This window comes from Amycolatopsis sp. lyj-109, from assembly GCF_046548995.1.
In the GTDB taxonomy this organism is placed as follows: domain Bacteria; phylum Actinomycetota; class Actinomycetes; order Mycobacteriales; family Pseudonocardiaceae; genus Amycolatopsis.
The window spans coordinates 31,788-50,250 of sequence record NZ_JAJPWR010000005.1; the positions used below are offsets into that span (position 1 = coordinate 31,788).

Below are 18,463 nucleotides of genomic sequence, written 5' to 3' on the forward strand. Positions count from 1 at the left end.
TGACAACAGGTAGGGCAGCTCGACCATGGGTGAATTCCAGGCGGACACGTCGACATCGACCGAAGCGATCGCCATTGTCGGTATATCGTGCCGGCTGCCGCACGCGGAGAACCCCGCCCAGCTATGGGAACTGGTGCGCGACGGCCGCAGCGCGATCGGTGCGCCCCCGGCCGGCCGCCCCGAACTGCCCGCTCGGCCGGGCGGCTACCTCGAGGACGTCCGCAGCTTCGACGCGGGCTTCTTCGGCATCGGCCCGCGTGAGGCTTCGTCGATGGATCCGCAGCAGCGGCTGATGCTCGAGCTGGCCTGGGAAGCACTGGAGGACGCCAGGATCGTCCCGGCCGACCTGGCCGGCAGCCGGACCGGTGTCTTCGTCGGCGTCATCGCCGACGACTACGCCGCCCTCACGCACCAGCACGGGGTCGACGGCATCACCCGCCACACCCTGACCGGTCTCAACCGCGGCGTCCTCGCCAACCGGATCTCCTACACCCTGGGGCTGCACGGACCGAGTGCGGCCGTGGACACCGGCCAGTCCTCCTCACTGGTCGCGGTGCACCTGGCCGCCGAGAGCCTGCGCCGCGGCGAGTCCGCGATGGCCATCGCCGGTGGCGTCAACCTCAACCTGGTGCCGGACAGCACCATCGGCGCGGAGCGGTTCGGCGCGCTTTCGCCGGACGGCCTCAGCTTCACGTTCGACGCGCGGGCGAACGGCTACGTCCGCGGCGAGGGCGGCGCGTTCGTGGTGCTCAAGCCGCTGGCCGCCGCCGTGGCGGACGGCGACCCGATCTACTGCGTGCTGCACGGCAGCGCGATGAACAACGACGGCACGACCGAGGGGCTCACCGTCCCGAGCCCGGCCGGCCAGCGGGAAGTCCTGCGGCAGGCGTACGAGCGCGCCGAGGTGTCCGCGGAACAGGTGCAGTACGTCGAATTGCACGGCACCGGCACCAAGCTGGGCGACCCGATCGAAGCGTCGGCACTGGGCGCGGTGCTCGGTGCCGGCCGCGCGGACGGGGCCGAGCTGCGGGTCGGCTCGGTGAAGACCAACGTCGGGCACCTCGAGGGTGCCGCCGGCATCGTCGGCTTGCTGAAGGCGGCGCTCTGCATCCGCCACCGCGAGCTCGTGCCGAGCCTGAACTTCGCAACCCCCCACCCGGACATCCCGTTCGACGAGTGGAAGCTCGCCGTCCAGCGAAGGGCCGAGCCGTGGCCGCGGCCGGACGAGCCGCTCTACGCCGGGGTCAGCTCGTTCGGCATGGGCGGGACGAACTGCCACGTCGTGCTTTCGGACGGGCCCGCCGAGCGTGCGGCGGAGGATGCCGAGCCGGCTCCGGGTGTGGTGCCATGGGTGGTGTCGGGCCGGTCGGCCGAGGCGGTGGCCGGTCAGGCGGAGCGGCTGGAGTCGTTCCTGGAGGAGCGTCCTGGACTGGACGTCGCGGCGGTGGGTCGCTCGCTCGTGGTGTCACGCGCTCGGTTCGACCACCGCGCGGTGGTGGCCGGGGAGACCCGTGAGGAGTTCCTCGCGGGTCTGGGGGCGCTGGCCGCCGGGGTGCCTGCGGCCGGTGTGGTGTCGGGGCGCGTGGTGCCGGATGGCGCGGTGGCGTTCCTGTTCTCGGGGCAGGGCAGTCAGCGGCTGGGCATGGGACGCGAGCTGTATGCGAGCGAACCGGTGTTCGCGGCCGCGTTCGACGAGGTTGTCGCGGCTCTCGATGAGCATCTGGATCGTTCTCTCGCCCCGGTGATCGAAGGCGAACCGGAACTGCTTCAGCGGACGATGTTCACGCAACCGGCGCTGTTCGCGGTCGAGGTGGCCCTGTTCCGGCTGATGGCTCACTACGGGGTGACCCCGGATTACCTGGTGGGTCACTCGGTGGGCGAGCTGGCGGCCGCCCATGTGTCCGGTGTGTTGTCGCTTGAAGACGCGGCACGGCTGGTGTGTGCGCGGGCGCGTCTCATGGAGGGCGTTGCCGAGGGTGGCGCGATGGTCGCCCTCGACGTCGGCGAAGAACGGGTCTCGAGGTGGCTTCGTCCGGGCGTGGAGGTGGCCGGGTTCAACAGTCCGGGGAACACGGTGCTCTCGGGTGACGAGACCGCGGTGCTGGAAGTCCTGGAACTGGCTCGCGCGGAAGGCGTGAAGGCGACCCGGTTGAAGGTGAGCCACGCCTTCCACTCCGCGCACCTGGACGGAATGCTGGCGGAACTCACTGCGGTCGCGCGGGAGCTGACGCACTCGGCGCCCCGGATTCCGGTCGTTTCGAATGTCACCGGTGAGGTGGTCGACGAGTTCACGGCCGAGTACTGGGCAGTGCAGGCTCGGTCGGCGGTCCGGTTCGCCGACGGCGTCGCGACGCTGGCCGATCTCGGGGTGACGGCGTTCGTGGAGCTGGGTCCCGACGGGACGCTCGCCGGTCTGGCGGGTGAGTGCCTGGCCGGTGCCGAGGGTGTCGTCGTGGTTCCGGTGCTGCGCAAGGACCGTGCCGAGAAGCAGTCTCTCCTCGCTGCCTTGGGTGTGGTGCACGCCCATGGTGTGGAGGTGGAGTGGGAGCGGTTCCTGCCGGGTGCGGGTCTGGTGGAGCTGCCCACGTACGCCTTCCAGCGTCGGCATTTCTGGCTGGACGGCCCGGCGAACGAGCCGGAGCGGCCGTCGCCGCGAGGCGATGAGCTGGAGCTGGTGCGGGCCCACGTGGCAGCGGTGCTCGGCCACGGTTCGGCGCGTGACGTGGACATCGACACGACCTTCAAGGACCTGGGCTTCGACTCCCTCGCGGCCGTCGAACTCCGGAACGCGCTGAACGCGGCCACCGGGCTCTCGCTGCCCTCCGGCCTCCTCTTCAACTACCCGACCCCGGCCATCCTCGCCGGGCACCTCGGTGGCCTGCACCGCGGTCAGGACGTCGATGCGCACGAGGCCGTCGCCTCGGACGAACCGATCGCGATCGTCGGCATGGCCTGCCGGCTGCCCGGCGGGGTCGCCTCGCCGGAGGACCTGTGGCGCCTGGTCAGCGGCGAAGTCGATGCGGTCGGCGGATTCCCGGCCAACCGCGGCTGGGACCTCGACGCGCTCTTCGCCGCCGATCCGGACGACCCCGGCAAGACCTACGCCACCCGAGGTGGCTTCCTGCACGACGCGGACCGGTTCGATGCCGAGTTCTTCGGCATCAGCCCGCGTGAGGCGGCGGCGATGGATCCCCAGCAGCGGTTGCTGCTGGAGACGGGCTGGGAGGCCTTCGAGCACGCGGGGATCGACCCGGCCGTGGTGCGCGGCACCCGCACCGGCGTGTACGTCGGCGCGACCGCGCAGGAGTACGGGCCGCGGCTGCACGAGTCGTCCGGCGGCCACGACGGCTATCTTCTGACGGGCAGCACCGCCAGCGTCGCGTCGGGCCGGCTGGCCTACACCTTCGGGCTGGAAGGGCTGGCGGTGACGGTCGACACCGCCTGTTCGTCTTCGCTGGTGGCGCTGCACCTTGCCGCGCAGGCATTGCGGCAGGGCGAATGTTCGATGGCGCTTGCCGGCGGCGTGTCCGTGATGGCGACGCCGGGCATGTTCGTGGAGTTTTCCCGGCAGCGTGGGCTGGCGCCGGACGGGCGGTGCAAGGCGTTCTCGTCGTCGGCGGACGGTACGGGCTGGGCCGAGGGCGTCGGTGTGCTGGTGCTGGAGCGGCTGTCGGACGCGCAGCGCCGCGGACATCGGGTGCTGGCGGTGATTCGTGGTTCCGCGGTGAACCAGGATGGCGCGAGCAATGGCCTGACCGCGCCGAACGGGCCCGCGCAGGAGCGGGTCATCCGGGCCGCGCTGGCGAATGCCCGGCTGTCCGCCTCCGAGGTGGACGTGGTGGAGGCGCACGGGACGGGTACGCGGCTGGGCGACCCGATCGAGGCGCACGCGCTGCTGGCCACCTACGGCCAGGCTCGTCAGGAACCCCTTCGGCTCGGTTCGCTGAAGTCGAACATCGGGCACACGCAGGCGGCGGCGGGTGTCGCGGGCGTGATCAAGATGGTCATGGCGATGCGCAACGGCGTCATGCCTTCGACGTTGCACGTCGCCGAGCCGACGTCCGAGGTCGATTGGTCGGCGGGCGCGGTGGAGTTGCTGACGCAGGCGCGGGAGTGGCCGGAGCCGGATCGTCCGCGTCGCGCGGGTGTGTCGTCCTTCGGGATCAGCGGGACCAACGCGCACCTCATCGTGGAGCAGGCCGACGAGAGCGAAACTCCGGTGGTGGCGCCGTCGCCGGGTCCGGTGCCCTGGGTGGTCTCGGGCCGGTCGGGCGCCGCGCTGGCGGAGCAGGCGGATCGGCTGGTGTCGTTCCTGGAGGAGCGGCCGGAGCTGGACGTCGTGGCGGTGGGCCGCTCGCTGGCCGGGTCGCGTGCTCGGTTCGGCCACCGTGCGGTGGTCGTGGGGGAGACCCGTGCGGAACTGCTGGCCTCGCTGCGGGCGCTGACCCCGGGCAAGGCCGCCTCGGCGGGTTCGGTGGCGTTCCTGTTTTCGGGGCAGGGCAGTCAGCGGCTGGGCATGGGGCGTGAGCTGTATGTGAGCGAGCCGGTGTTCGCGGCCGCGTTCGAGGAAACCGTCGCGGCTCTTGACGTGCATCTGGATCGTTCGCTCGCCGGGGTGATCGACGGTGAGCCGGAACTGCTTGAGCGGACGGTGTTCACGCAGCCGGCGTTGTTCGCGGTCGAGGTGGCGTTATTCCGTCTGCTGGGTCATTACGGGGTGACCCCGGACTACCTGGTAGGTCATTCGGTGGGTGAGCTGGCGGCGGCTCATGTGTCCGGTGTGCTGTCCCTTGAAGACGCGGCACGGCTGGTGAGTGCGCGGGCGCGGTTGATGGAAGGTGTGGCCGCGGGCGGGGCGATGGTCGCCCTGAACGCGGGCGAGGAACGCGTTGCCGGGTGGCTCGAGGGCCGTTCGGGCGTGGACGTGGCCGGGGTCAACAGCCCGGCCGGCACGGTGATTTCGGGTGCCGAGACCGCGGTGCTGGAGGTCATGGAGCTGGCTCGCGCGGAGGGCGTGAAAGCGACCCGGTTGAAGGTGAGCCACGCATTCCACTCCGCGCACTTGGACGGGATGCTGGCGGACCTCACCGAGGTCGCCCGGACCCTGACCTATTCGCCGCCGCGGATTCCCGTGGTGTCGAACGTGACCGGTGCGCTGATCGAAGAGTTCACGGCGGAGTACTGGGCTGTTCAGGCCCGGTCGGCCGTGCGGTTCGCCGACGGCATCGCCACTTTGGCCGGTCTCGGTGTGACGGCGTTCGTGGAGCTGGGTCCCGACGGGACGCTCGCGGGCCTGGCGGGCGAGTGCCTGGCGGGAACCGAGGGCGTCGTGGTGACTTCGTTGCTGCGCAAGGACCGCGGCGAGAAGCGTTCGCTGCTCGCCGCCTTGGGCGCGGTGCACGCCCACGGTGTCGAGGTGGACTGGGCGGGGTTCCTGCCGGGTTCCGGTGTGGTGGAGCTGCCGACGTATGCGTTCCAGCGTGCGCGCTTCTGGCTGGACGCTCCGCGTTCCGGCGATGCGGGCAGCCTGGGGTTGACGGCGGTGGATCACCCGCTGCTGGCCGCGGTGATCGCGGAGCCCGACGGTGCCGGTGTGCAGTTCTCCGGGACGGTGTCGCTGTCGACGCATCCGTGGCTGGCCGACCACGCGATCGGGGGGACGGTCCTGGTTCCGGGGACGGTGTTCCTGGAGCTGGCCGGTCATGCCGCCGAGCAACTCGGCTACGCCGCCGTCGAGGAGCTCACCCTCCAGACACCCCTCGCCCTCACCGGAACCGCCGCCGTCTCGCTCCGGCTGACCGTCGATCGGGGCGACGCGCGCGGCGACCGCCGGTTCACGGTGTACTCGAGGACCGGCGAGGAGCAGTGGACCGCCCACGCGGCCGGTCTGCTCACTCCCGTCGCCGCCTCGCCGGGGGTTTCCCTGGACCAGTGGCCCCCGCGCGGTGGCATCGCCATCCCACTGGAAGGCGTCTACGACCGCCTCGGGGAGCTGGGTTACGGCTACGGGCCGGCCTTCTCCGGTCTCCGCGCGGCCTGGCGCGCCGGGGACGACCTCTTCGCCGAGGTCGTGCTGCCCGGCCCGCTGCAGGACGAAGCCGGCCGGTTCGGGGTGCACCCGGCGCTCCTCGACGCGGCCCTGCACCCCCTGGTACTGGTCCTCGAAGCGGCGCAGGACGACCGCACGATCCGCCTGCCGTTCTCGTTCTCGGGCTTCGCCGTGCACGCCGTCGGTGCCACCGTGCTCCGGGTCCGCTGGACCCACACCGGCCAGGACACCGCGCGCCTCGCCGTCGCGGACGGGGCCGGCGCACCGGTGGCGACGATCGGCACGGTCGCCCTGCTGCCGATCCCCCGCGATCGGCTCGCCCCGGCCGGCCCGGCCGTGGAATTCCTGTACCGGCTGGACTGGGCGGCCGTACCCGCGGCCGAGCCCGTCGCCGAGCAGCGGTGGGTCCGGGTGGGCGAGGCACCGCACGCCGACCTCGGCGCGCTTCGGGACGCTGTCGACGCGGGCCGTCCGGCGCCGGAGTTCATCGTCCTCGACGGCCGGGAACTCTCGGCCGGTACCTCGGCCGACGTCGTTCTGCAGACCCACGTGACGGCGGCACGCGGTCTGGAAGTGGTGCAGGAGTGGCTGACCGCCCCGCAGTTCGCCGGGAGCCGCCTGGTCGTCGTCCTGCCGGACGGCGCACTGCACACGGCCGCGCTCGTGGGCCTGATCCGCACGGTCCAGTCCGAACACCCGGGCCGGCTGGTCCTGGCCCACCTGGACGAGGGTGGGGCGGAGCTGCTGCCGTCGGTGCTGGCCTCGGGCGCGCCCGAAGTCGCGGTGCGCGGCGCCGAGTTGTTCGTGCCGCGGCTGGCGCGCGCGGCGGGTGCCGATGCGGGTGGGGCGGCCCTGGACCCGGAAGGCACCGTCCTGGTGACCGGTGGCTCGGGCACGCTGGGCAGGCTGGTGGCCCGGCGGCTGGTTTCGCACCACGGTGCGCGGCACCTGCTGCTGGTGAGCCGCCGTGGTGGCGAGGCTCCGGGCAGTGCGGAGTTCGTGGCGGAACTGGCGGCGTCGGGTGCGCGCGTATCGGTGGCTGCGTGCGATGTGGCGGATTTCGACGCGCTGGCCGCGGTGCTGGCCGAGGTGGCGCTCGAGCGTCCGCTGACGGCCGTGGTGCACACGGCGGGTGTGCTGGACGATGCGACGGTCGGGTCCCTGACGGCGGATCAGCTGGCGCGGGTGCTGCGCCCGAAGGTGGACGCGGCCTGGAACCTCCACCGGCTCACCCGCGACGGCAGGTTGGCCGCCTTCGTGCTCTTCTCGTCCATCGCCGGTCTCGTGGGCAACGCCGGTCAGGCGAACTACGCGGCCGCGAACACGTTCCTGGACGCGCTCGCGCAGTACCGGCGGGCGCACGAGCTGCCCGCCACCTCCCTCGCCTGGGGCCTGTGGGACAGCGTCGACGGCATGGCCGGAAGCCTCGGCGCCGCCGACGTCGCGCGGTGGCGGCGGAGCGGCATCGTCCCCCTGCGGCCGGAACTGGGTCTCGAGCTGTTCGACGCCGCCCTCGGCTCGGCGGAGCCGCTGCTGGTCCCCGCCGAATTGGACCTGGGCGCCCTGCGCGCCCGCGCCGAAGAGAGCGGGCTCCCCGGGCTGTACACCGGCCTGGTGCGCGTCCGCCGCCGGCAGGCGGCCGGTGCCGCCCGCAGCGCCGGCTCGTCCTGGGCCCAGCAGCTGATCCCGCTTCCCGCGGACGAACGGGCGCAGGCCGTGCTCCAGGCCGTGCGGGAGACCGTGGGACTCGTGCTCGGGCACGGGGCCGGTGCCGACATCGATCCGGGCCGGGCGTTCAAGGATTCCGGCTTCGACTCGCTGACCGGCGTCGAGCTGCGCAACCGGCTCGACGAACTGACGGGTCTGCGGCTGCCGGCCACGCTGGTTTTCGACTGCCCTTCGCCGGCGGCGGTGGCGGACTTCCTGCTGGAGCAGCTCGACGTGTCCGGCGAGGCCGGCGTCCCGTCGGTGGCCGCCCACGACCTGGGGGCGGACGAGCCGATCGCGGTGGTCGGCATGGGGTGCCGCTACCCGGGTGGCGTCGGTTCGCCGGAGGAGCTGTGGCGGCTGGTCGCCGAAGGCCGGGACGCGATCGGCGAGTTCCCGGCGGACCGCGGCTGGGACGTAGAGGCGCTCTTCGACCCGGACCCCGACAAGGTCGGCAAGTCCTCCACCCGCAGCGGCGGATTCCTTTACGAGGCCGCGGATTTCGACGCGGAGTTCTTCGGGTTGAGCCCGCGTGAGGCGACGGCGACGGATCCGCAGCAGCGGGTGCTGCTGGAGGTCGTGTGGGAGGCGCTGGAGCGGGGCGGTATCGATCCCGCTTCGCTGCGCGGTTCTTCGACCGGTGTCTACGCGGGGGTGATGTACCACGACTACGGGTCGCGGTGGGCGAGTGCTCCGGAGGGGTTCGAGGGGCACTTGCTGACCGGCACGATCGCGAGCGTGCTGTCCGGCCGCGTGGCCTACACGTTCGGTCTGGAAGGGCCGGCGGTGACGCTGGACACGGCGTGCTCTTCGTCGCTGGTGGCGGTGCACCTGGCGGCCCAGGCGCTGCGCCGGGGCGAGTGCTCGATGGCGCTGGCCGGCGGGGTGACGGTGATGTCGACGCCGAACACGTTCGTCGAGTTCTCCCGGCAGCGCGGGTTGTCGCCGGACGGGCGCTGCAAGGCGTTCTCGGCGGAGGCGGACGGCACGGGCTGGGCCGAGGGCGCGGGCGTGCTGGTGCTGGAGCGGTTGTCGGACGCCCGGCGGCTGGGCCACGACATCCTGGGCGTGATCAAGGGGTCGGCGGTCAACCAGGATGGTGCGAGCAACGGCCTCACCGCTCCGAACGGACCGGCCCAGCAACGGGTGATCCGGCAGGCGCTCGCCAATGCCGGGCTGGCGGCGTCCGAAGTGGACGCCGTGGAGGCGCACGGCACGGGCACCCGGCTGGGCGACCCGATCGAGGCACAGGCGCTCCTGGCGACCTACGGCCGGGAGCGGTCCGGCGAGCAGCCCCTGTGGCTCGGTTCCATCAAGTCCAACATCGGTCACACGCAGGCCGCGGCGGGTGTCGCGGGCATCATCAAGATGCTGATGGCGATGCGGCACGGCGAGCTTCCGGCGACGCTGCACGCGGACCGGCCGACGCCGCACGTCGACTGGTCGACGGGCGCGGTGGAGCTGGTCACGCAGCGGCGGGCGTGGCCCGAGGTGGCGCGTCCGCGCCGGGCGTCGGTGTCCTCGTTCGGGATCAGCGGCACGAACGCGCACGTGGTCCTGGAGCAGGGGCCGGAGCCGGTCGTGGCCGGTGCGCCGGTCGTGACGGGGCTGCCGATCGTGGTGTCCGCCAAGAGCGAGGCGGCGCTGGCGGCCCGCGCGGGGCAGATCCGGGAACTGCTGGCTTCGCCGGCCGTGGAGCCGGCGGCGGTCGCTTCGGCGCTGGCGACGCGGGTTCCGCACCTCCCGTTCCGCGCGGCCGTCCCGGGTGGCGACCGGGCCGCGGTGCTGGCGGGTCTCGAGGCGCTGGCTTCGGGTGCTTCCGCGGCGAATCCGGTGCGGGGCGTGACTTCCGGCGCGGGCAAGACGGTGTTCGTCTTCCCCGGTCAGGGTGCGCAGTGGCCGGGCATGGCACTGGAGCTCCTCGATTCCGCCCCGGTGTTCGCGGGCCGGCTGGCGGAGTGCGCGCAGGCGCTGGCGCCGGTCACGGACTGGTCGCTGCTGGACGTGCTGCGCGGTGCCGAGGGCGCGCCCGATTTCGACCGGGTGGACGTGGTGCAGCCCGCGTTGTGGGCGGTGATGGTGTCGCTGGCGGCGTTGTGGCGTTCGGTGGGCATCGAGCCGGACGCGGTGGCCGGTCACTCGCAGGGTGAGATCGCGGCGGCCGTGGTCGCCGGTGCGTTGCCGCTCGAGGACGCCGCGAAGATCGTCGCGTTGCGCAGCCGGGCGATCGGGAAACTGGTCGGTACCGGCGGAATGGTGTCCGTGGCGCTGCCGGCCGAAGAGGTCCGCGCGCTCATCGCCCGCTGGGACGGCGCGATCGACATCGCCGCCCACAACGGCCCCGCGAGCACGGTCGTCTCCGGCGACCCGGAGGCACTGGCCGTCCTCGTCGCCGAAGGCGAGGCCAAGGGATACCGGGCCCGCACCATCCCGGTCGACTACGCCTCCCACTCCGCGCACGTCGACCTGCTGGCGGACGAGCTGCGGGAGCTGCTGACCGGGATCACACCGCGTACCGGCGACATCCCGTTCTTCTCCACCGTCACCGGGCAGCCGCTGGACGGTGCGGAGCTCGACGGCGGGTACTGGTTCCGCAACCTCCGTCAGACCGTCCGGCTCGAAGAAGCCACCCGGGCCCTGCTCGACGACGGCCACCGCGTCTTCATCGAGGTCAGTGCCCACCCGGTGCTTACCTCGGCGCTTGGTGACACGGCCGCGGAGGCCGGGGTGGACGACACCGTCGTCGTCGGATCGCTGCGGCGCGACGACGGTGGACCGGACCGGTTCCTGGCCTCGGTCGCCGAGGCGCACGTCAACGGGGTGGTCGTCGACTGGCCGGCCGTGACCGGTGGCCCCGGTGCCCCGGTCGACCTGCCGACCTACCCGTTCCAGCGGCACCGCCACTGGCTCGAAGGAACCAGGAGCGCCGGCGACGCGGCCGGGCTCGGCATGGCCACCGAGCGACACCCGCTGATAGGGGCCGCGCTCTGGGCGGCGGACGCGGACAAGCTGGTCCTGAGCGGCCGGATCTCCCTGAGCACGCATCCCTGGCTGGCGGACCACGCGGTGGCCGGCACCGTGCTGCTCCCCGCCACCGCCTTCGTGGACCTCGCCATCCGGGCGGGTGACCACACCGGGCTCGACCAGCTCGACGAGCTGACACTGGCCGCCCCGCTGGTCCTCGCGGGCCGCGGCGGCGTGCAACTCCAGGTCGTGGTCGACGCTCCGGACGAGGACGGCCGCCGCGCACTGTCGTTCCACTCCCGGCCGGAGCTCGAATCCGCCGACGCGCCACCTCGCCCGTGGGTCCGGCACGCCACCGGCGTACTCGGCCACGCAGCAGGAAACCCGGAAGTGCCGGACGTCTCGGCCTGGCCTCCCGCCGACGCCGAACCGGTCGATCTGTCGGCGGCGTACGACACCCTTGCCGAACGCGGCTTCCACTACGGCCCCGCTTTCCAGGGGCTGCGGGCACTGTGGCGGGCCGGCGAGGAGATGTTCGCCGAAGTCGCGCTGCCGGAGGAGGTCGCCCCGGGAGAGTTCGGGATCCACCCCGCGCTGCTCGACGCCGCACTGCATCCGCTGGCGCTGGCCGAGGACGGCCGCCTGGTCCTGCCGTTCGCCTGGACCGGCGTCCGGCTGCACGCGGTGAACGCCGGCGCCCTGCGCGTCCGGATCACCCCGGACGGCTCGGGTGCCGCACTGTCGCTCGCCGACGCGAGCGGCGCACCGATCGCCTCGGTGAAGTCGCTCGGCCTGCGGGCCGCCGATCCCGCGCAGCTGGCCGGCTCGGGCACCCCCGGCGGGCCGCTGCTCGAGGTGGAGTGGACGCTCGCGCCGGAGCGCACCCCGGTTGCGGAATGGGCCGTGCTCGACGAGTTCGGCCACGGCCTGCCCGCCCCGCTGGGGAGCAGCGCGGACCTGGCCGGCATCGCCGGCACCCCGCAGCTCGTCGTCGTCCCCGTTCCCGCCGGGGACGGCCCCCGCGCCGTCGCGCACCGAGCCTTGCGCCTGACCCAGGACTGGTTGGCCGAAGAGCGCTTCGGTGACGCGCGCCTGGTCTTCGTGACCCGGGACGCGACCACCGCCCACACGGAGTCCGGCCTCGCCTCGGCGCCGGTCTGGGGACTGGTGCGGACCGCGCTGGCCGAGCACCCCGGCCGGTTCGGCCTGCTGGACGTGCCGGACTGGGACCTCTCCGAGGCCGAGCTGGGCCGCGCGCTGGCCGTCCCGGAACCGCAGGTGTGCCTCCGGGACGGGACGCTGCTCGTACCGCGGTTGGTCACCTCGCCCGCGACGAGCGCCACCGTGCCTGCCGTCAACCCCGGCGGCACCGTGCTCGTCACGGGCGCCACCGGCACCCTGGGCCGGCTGTTCGCCCGGCACCTCGTCTTCGAACACGGTGTGCGGCACCTCCTGCTGGCGAGCCGCCGCGGCCGGGAAGCCGCGGGCATGGTCGAGCTGGAAGCCGAACTCATCGCCCACGGCGCCGAGGTTTCCGTGGTCGCTTGTGACACGGCCGACCGCGCGGCGCTCGCCGCGGTACTGGCGGGGATTCCCGAAGCGCACCCGCTCACCGCGGTTCTCCACACCGCGGGCGTCCTCGACGACGGCACGCTGCAGGCCCTCACCCCCGGGCAGCTCGACACCGTGCTGCGGCCCAAGGTCGACGCCGCCCGGCACCTGCACGAGCTGACGGCGGACCGGGAGCTGGCCGCGTTCGTCCTGTTCTCCTCGCTGGCCGGCACGGTCGGCACCGCGGGGCAGGCCAACTACGCGGCGGCCAACACGTACCTGGACGCCCTCGCGCTCCACCGCCGGGCGGCGGGCCTGCCCGGCACGTCGCTCGCCTGGGGCCTGTGGGCGGACGGCAGCGGGATGACCGGGCACCTGACCGACGCCGACCGGGCCCGCATGTCCCGCGGCGGCATCGCCCCGATCGGCAGTGAGCAGGGACTGGCGCTGTTCGACGCGGCACTGGCGACCCGCCGTCCGGTCCTCGTTCCGGCGCTGCTGGACCACACCGGACTGCGCAGGCAGCGCGACGAGGGCACGTTGCCCGCCCTTTTCCACGGCCTGGTGCGCCCGGCGCGCCCCACCGCGGCCGGCGAGCGGGCCGGCGAGCGGGCCGGCGGCACCACCCTCCGGGAGCGGCTGGCGGCCCTTGCGCCCCAGGAACAGAAGCGGACGCTGCTGGAACTCGTCCGCGACGCGGTGGCTTCCGTGCTGGGACACTCCGACGCCGGCCGGGTCGCGGCCGACCGGGCCTTCACCGAGCTGGGTTTCGACTCGCTCAAGGCCGTGGAACTGCGCAACCGGCTGAACGCGGTGGCGGGACTGAAGCTGCCCGCGACGCTGGTGTTCGACCACCCCAGCACGTCCGAGCTGGCCGGCTTCCTGCGGAGCGAACTGCTCGGCCCGGCCGCCACGGCGGCAGTGGCCGGACCGGTCGCCGCCGCTCCGGACGAGCCGATCGCGATCGTGGCGATGGCGTGCCGCTACCCGGGCGAAGTCAGTTCCCCGGAGGAGCTGTGGGCGCTGTTGTCGGACGAGCGGGACGCCATCGGGCCGTTCCCCGCCGACCGCGGGTGGGAGCTGGACGATCTCTACGACGAGGACCCGGATCACGCGGGCACCTCCTACACCCGGCACGGCGGATTCCTTTACGAGGCACCGCGGTTCGACCCCGAGTTCTTCGGGGTGAGCGCCCGGGAGGCCACCGCCATCGACCCGCAGCAGCGGCTGCTGCTGGAAATCTGCTGGGAGGCGTTCGAGCGCGCGGGGATCGACCCGGCCTCGCTCAAGGGCAGCGACACCGGGGTGTTCGCCGGGGTCATGGCGAACGACTACGCGGGGCGGCTGAAGGACGCTCCCGAGGCCATGGAGGGCTACCTGTCGGTCGGCAGCACGGTCAGTGTCGCCTCCGGCCGGGTCGCCTACACCTTCGGCCTGCAGGGACCGGCGATCACCGTCGACACCGCCTGTTCCTCCTCGCTGGTCTCGATGCACCTTGCGGCGCAGGCACTCCGGAACGGCGAGTGCGGGCTGGCGCTGGCCGGCGGTGTGACCGTGCTGGCCACGCCGAGGATGTTCGTCGAGTTCAGCCGGCAGCGCGGACTGGCTCCGGACGGCCGGTGCAAGTCCTTCTCCGGCGGGGCGGACGGGACGGCCTGGGCGGAGGGCGCCGGCATCCTCCTGCTGGAGCGGCTTTCCGACGCACAGCGGAACGGCCGCCGGATCCTCGGCGTGCTCCGGGGAACCGCCGTCAACCAGGACGGCGCGAGCAACGGCCTCACCGCGCCGAACGGCCCCTCGCAGGAGCGGGTGATCCGCCAGGCGCTGACCAACGCGGGCCTGACCGCGGCGGACGTGGACGCGCTGGAAGCCCACGGCACCGGCACCACGCTGGGCGACCCGATCGAGGCCCAGGCGGTCCTCGCCACCTACGGGCAGGAGCGCCCGTCGCCCTTCCTGATGGGCTCCCTGAAGTCGAACATCGGGCACTCGCAGGCCGCGGCCGGCGTGGCCGGCGTCATCAAGATGGTGATGGCGATGCGGCACGGGGTGCTCCCCAAGAGCCTCCACATCGACGAACCCAGCCCGCACGTGGACTGGGCGACCGGCCGGGTGGACCTGCTCACCGCGTCCCGGCCGTGGCCCGAATCCGGACGTCCGCGCCGCGCGGGTGTTTCCTCCTTCGGCATCAGCGGCACCAACGCCCACGTCATCGTCGAGCAGCCACCGGCCGCGGAGCCGGTGCCGCCGGCCAGGCCGATGCCGGTCGTGCCGCTGGTGCTGTCCGCGCACACCGATGCGGCCCTCCTGGCGCACGCCGATCAGATCGGCGCGGCCCTCGCCGAATCCTCGCAAGAGGAGCTGGCCTCGGCAGGCCGTACTTTGGCGACCGGACGCGCCGGACTGCCGCACCGCGCGGTGGTCGTGGCCGCCACCGTCCCGGAAGCGGTCGGCGGGCTCGCGGCGTTGACCGTGCGCGGAACGCCGGTGGCCGGTCGCACCGCTTTCCTCTTCACCGGCCAGGGCAGCCAGCGGCTCGGCATGGGCCGGGAGTTGTACGCCGCTTACCCCGGCTACGCCGAAGCCCTGGACGCCGTCTGCGAGGAAATCGACCAGTGGCTGGAAAAGCCGCTGCTCGACGTGCTCTGGGGGGCCGACCCCGCCCTGCTGGACCGGACCGACTTCGCTCAGGCCGCGCTGTTCGCGACCGAGGTGGCGCTCTACCGGCTCCTCGAAGGCTGGGGGATCCGGCCGGACTTCCTCGCCGGGCACTCCGTCGGTGAACTGGCGGCCGCGCACGTCGCCGACGTCCTTTCGCTGGCGGACGCCGCGAAGCTGGTCGCGGCCCGTGGCCGGCTCATGCAGTCGCTGCCCGGCGGCGGCACGATGCTCGCCGTCGCGGCCGACGAGCGGGAAGTGCTGGCGCTGCTCGACGGACGGGAGGACCAGCTGGACATCGCCGCCGTCAACGGCCCGGCGTCCGTGGTCCTCTCGGGCGACACGGCCGCCGTCGAGGCGATCGGCGCGGAACTGGCCGCGCACGGGCGGAAGGTCAAGCGGCTGCGCGTCAGCCACGCCTTCCACTCCCCGCACATGGACGCGATGCTGGACGACTTCCACGCGGTCGTGAAGGAGTTCGCCTTCGCCCCGCCCACCATCCCGATCGTGTCGGCCATGACCGGGGAGCCGGTCGCCGCCGAGGAACTGACCACCGCGGAGTACTGGGTCCACCACGTCCGCCGGCCGGTGCGGTTCCTGGACGCGGCCCGCGCGCTGGCGGCCGAAGGCGTCCGGACCTTTCTGGAGCTCGGCCCGGACGGCGTGCTCAGCGCCATGGGACAGGACTTCCTCGATCCGGCGTCGCTGCTGGTCCCGGTCCTGCGCGAGGGACGCCACGAGCCGCACACGGTCGTCACCGCCGTGGCCCACGCGCACGTCCGCGGCGTGCCGGTGGCGTGGGGTGCCCTGTTCGGCGAGGACGGCCGGACCGCGGACCTGCCGACTTATCCGTTCCAGCGTCGGCACTTCTGGCTCACCGACGGACAGGGCAGCGCCGACGTCACCTCGGCCGGACTGGACTCCGCGCGGCACCCGTTGCTCGGAGCCGGAGTTCCGCTGGCGGATTCCGACGGTGTCCTGTTCACCGGCCGGGTTTCGGCCCGCAGCCACCCGTGGTTCGCCGACCACGCCGTCGCCGACACCGTGCTGCTTCCCGGGACGGCCCTGGTGGAGCTCGCCCTGCACGCGGGAGCCGAGGTCGGCTGCGAGCGGCTGGAGGAGCTGATCCTGCAGGAACCCCTGGTCCTTCCCGACAGCGGTGCGCTGCAGCTGCAGATCACCGTGGGCAGCCCCGATGCGGACGGCCGCCGGCCGGTGGCGATCCACTCCCGCGGAGACGGCGACGGCTGGCGCCGGCATGCCACCGGCAGCGTGGTGGTGGCCCTGCCCGGCAGCCCGGATCCCGATCTCGCGTCCTGGCCGCCGGCGGGTGCCGAACCGCAGCCGGTCGACGACCTGTACGACCGCCTCGCCGACCGCGGCTACGGGTACGGCCCGGCCTTCCAGGGACTCCAGGCGGCCTGGCGCTCGGGTGGCGACTTCTACGCCGAGGTACGGACTTCCGTCGACACCGCCGGATTCGCCCTGCACCCGGCGCTGTTCGACGCGTCGTTGCACGCGCTGCTCCTGGACGATCCGGCGGAGCTCCGGCTGCCGTTCTCCTTCGGCGGTGTTCAGCTGTCCGGAACCCGGTGCGACTCCCTGCGGGTGAAGCTTTCGACCGGTAAGGACGGCGCTGTCGCGGTGCACCTCGCCGACGACACGGGAACGCCGGTCGCCACCGTGGAGTCGCTCGCGCTGCGCGCGCTGCCGGACGGCACGCTGACCGGCGACGCCGGCCCGGACGTGTATGCGGTGGAGCGAACCGCGGTGGACCTTCCGGCCGCGGGTGCCGCGACCATCGCGGTGCTCGGCGCGAGCGACCTCGGGCTCGGCGCCGAATGCCATTCCGACGTCGCCGCCTTGACGGCGGCTGGTGCCGACGTGGTCGTCCTTCCGGTACGGCCGGCCACCCCGGAGGAGACGGGCCGGGTCACGGCCGAGGTGCTGGCGGTGGTGCAGCGGTGGCTCGGCACCGAGGCACCGGCGGGAGCGCGGCTCGCCGTGCTCAGCACCGGGGAACTGGGGCACAGTGCGCTGTCCGGGCTGATCCGCGCGGCCGAGTCCGAACACCCGGGACGGTTCCAGCACCTGATCACCGACGGCCTGCCCGCCGGTGACGAGCTGCGTGCGGCGCTGGCCGATCCCCGGCCACAGCTCGAGCTGCGTGGGGGACAGGCTTACGTGACCAGGCTGGCGAAGGTGCCGCAGCCGGTCCGGCCTCCGGAGTCCGGCGCCCGGTTCGACCCGGCGCACACGGTGCTGATCACCGGTGGCACGGGCGCACTCGGCGCGGCGGTCGCCCGGCACCTGGTGGTGGCCCGCGGCGCACGCAGGCTGCTGCTCACCAGCCGGCGTGGCGGTGCCGAAAATCTGGTGGCCGAACTGACGGCGCTCGGCGCCGAAGTCCGGGTCGCGGCGTGCGACGTGGCCGACCGCGGCGCGCTGGCCGGGCTGCTCGCGTCGATCCCGGCCGAACACCCGCTCACCGCGGTGGTGCACGCGGCCGGCGTCGTCGAGGATGCCACGGTGGCGGCCCTGAGCCCGGAGAGCCTCGCCCGCGTCCTGCGGCCGAAGGTGGACGCTGCCTGGAACCTGCACGAGCTGACCGCCGGACTCCGGCTGTCGGACTTCGTCCTCTTCTCCTCGGTGGCCGGCCTGGTGGGCAACGCCGGGCAGGCGAACTACGCCGCGGGCAACACCTTCCTGGACGCGCTGGCCGAGCACCGGCGCGGCGCCGGCCTGCCCGCGGTGTCCTTGGCCTGGGGAATGTGGCAGGGCGGCATGGCGAGTGACCTCGAACAAGCCGACCGGGCCAGGCTGCTGCGCAACGGAGTGCTGCCGATGCCGGACGAGCAGGCCCTCGCGGCGCTCGACCAGGTGCTGGCCGGGGACGACGCGGGTTCCCGGCCGGTGCTCGCGCCGGTGGCACTCGACCTCGCCGCACTGCGCGCCCTCGGGGACGCGCTGCCCGAGCTGTTCCGGGGCCTGGTGCGCACCGGGCGCCGGGCCGGCCGGCGCACCACGCCGGGGGAAATCCCGCTGGCGCACCGGCTCTCGGGGCTGGACGGGGCAGCGCAGGAGGCGCTGCTGCTTTCCTTCGTCCAGGAACAGGTCGGCATCGTGCTGGCCCACCCGGCACCGCGCACGATCGACGTCCGGCGTGGGCTGCTGGACCTGGGCCTCGATTCGCTCACCGCGGTCGAGCTCCGCAACCGGCTCACCACCGCCACCGAGCTGAGGTTGCCCAGCACGCTCGTGTTCGACCACCCGACCACCGAAGCCCTCGCCGCATACCTCCGGGGCCGGCTGTTCGGCGAAACACCGGATCCGGTCCAGCAAGCACTGGACGCGCTGGAAGCCGCCATCGCCGCCCCGGATTCGCCCGACGGTGCCGCTTCCGCGGAGACGATCGCCGCGCGGTTGCGCGGGCTGCTCCGGATGGTGGACGGCGGGTCCACGGTCGCGGCCCTCGAGCTGGAAACCGACGACGACCTCTTCGCGGTACTCGACAACGAACTCGGCAGGTAGAGA

General features: G+C 73.3%; 1 protein-coding gene. It reads left to right on the forward strand.

Annotated features, from left to right (window positions below; genetic code table 11):
- The first annotated feature begins 25 nt into the window (after window positions 1-25).
- Window positions 26-18,460 (forward strand): SDR family NAD(P)-dependent oxidoreductase, encoded by an 18,435-nt coding sequence (locus ACLJQF_RS12305; protein ID WP_410608408.1) that lies wholly within the window; start codon window positions 26-28, stop codon window positions 18,458-18,460.
- The last annotated feature ends 3 nt before the right edge of the window (window positions 18,461-18,463 follow it).

Bases quoted from the DNA above. Each gene is read 5' to 3' on its own strand.
- ACLJQF_RS12305 (WP_410608408.1), top strand. From the start codon at position 26: ATGGGTGAATTCCAGGCGGACACGTCGACATCGACCGAAGCGATCGCC.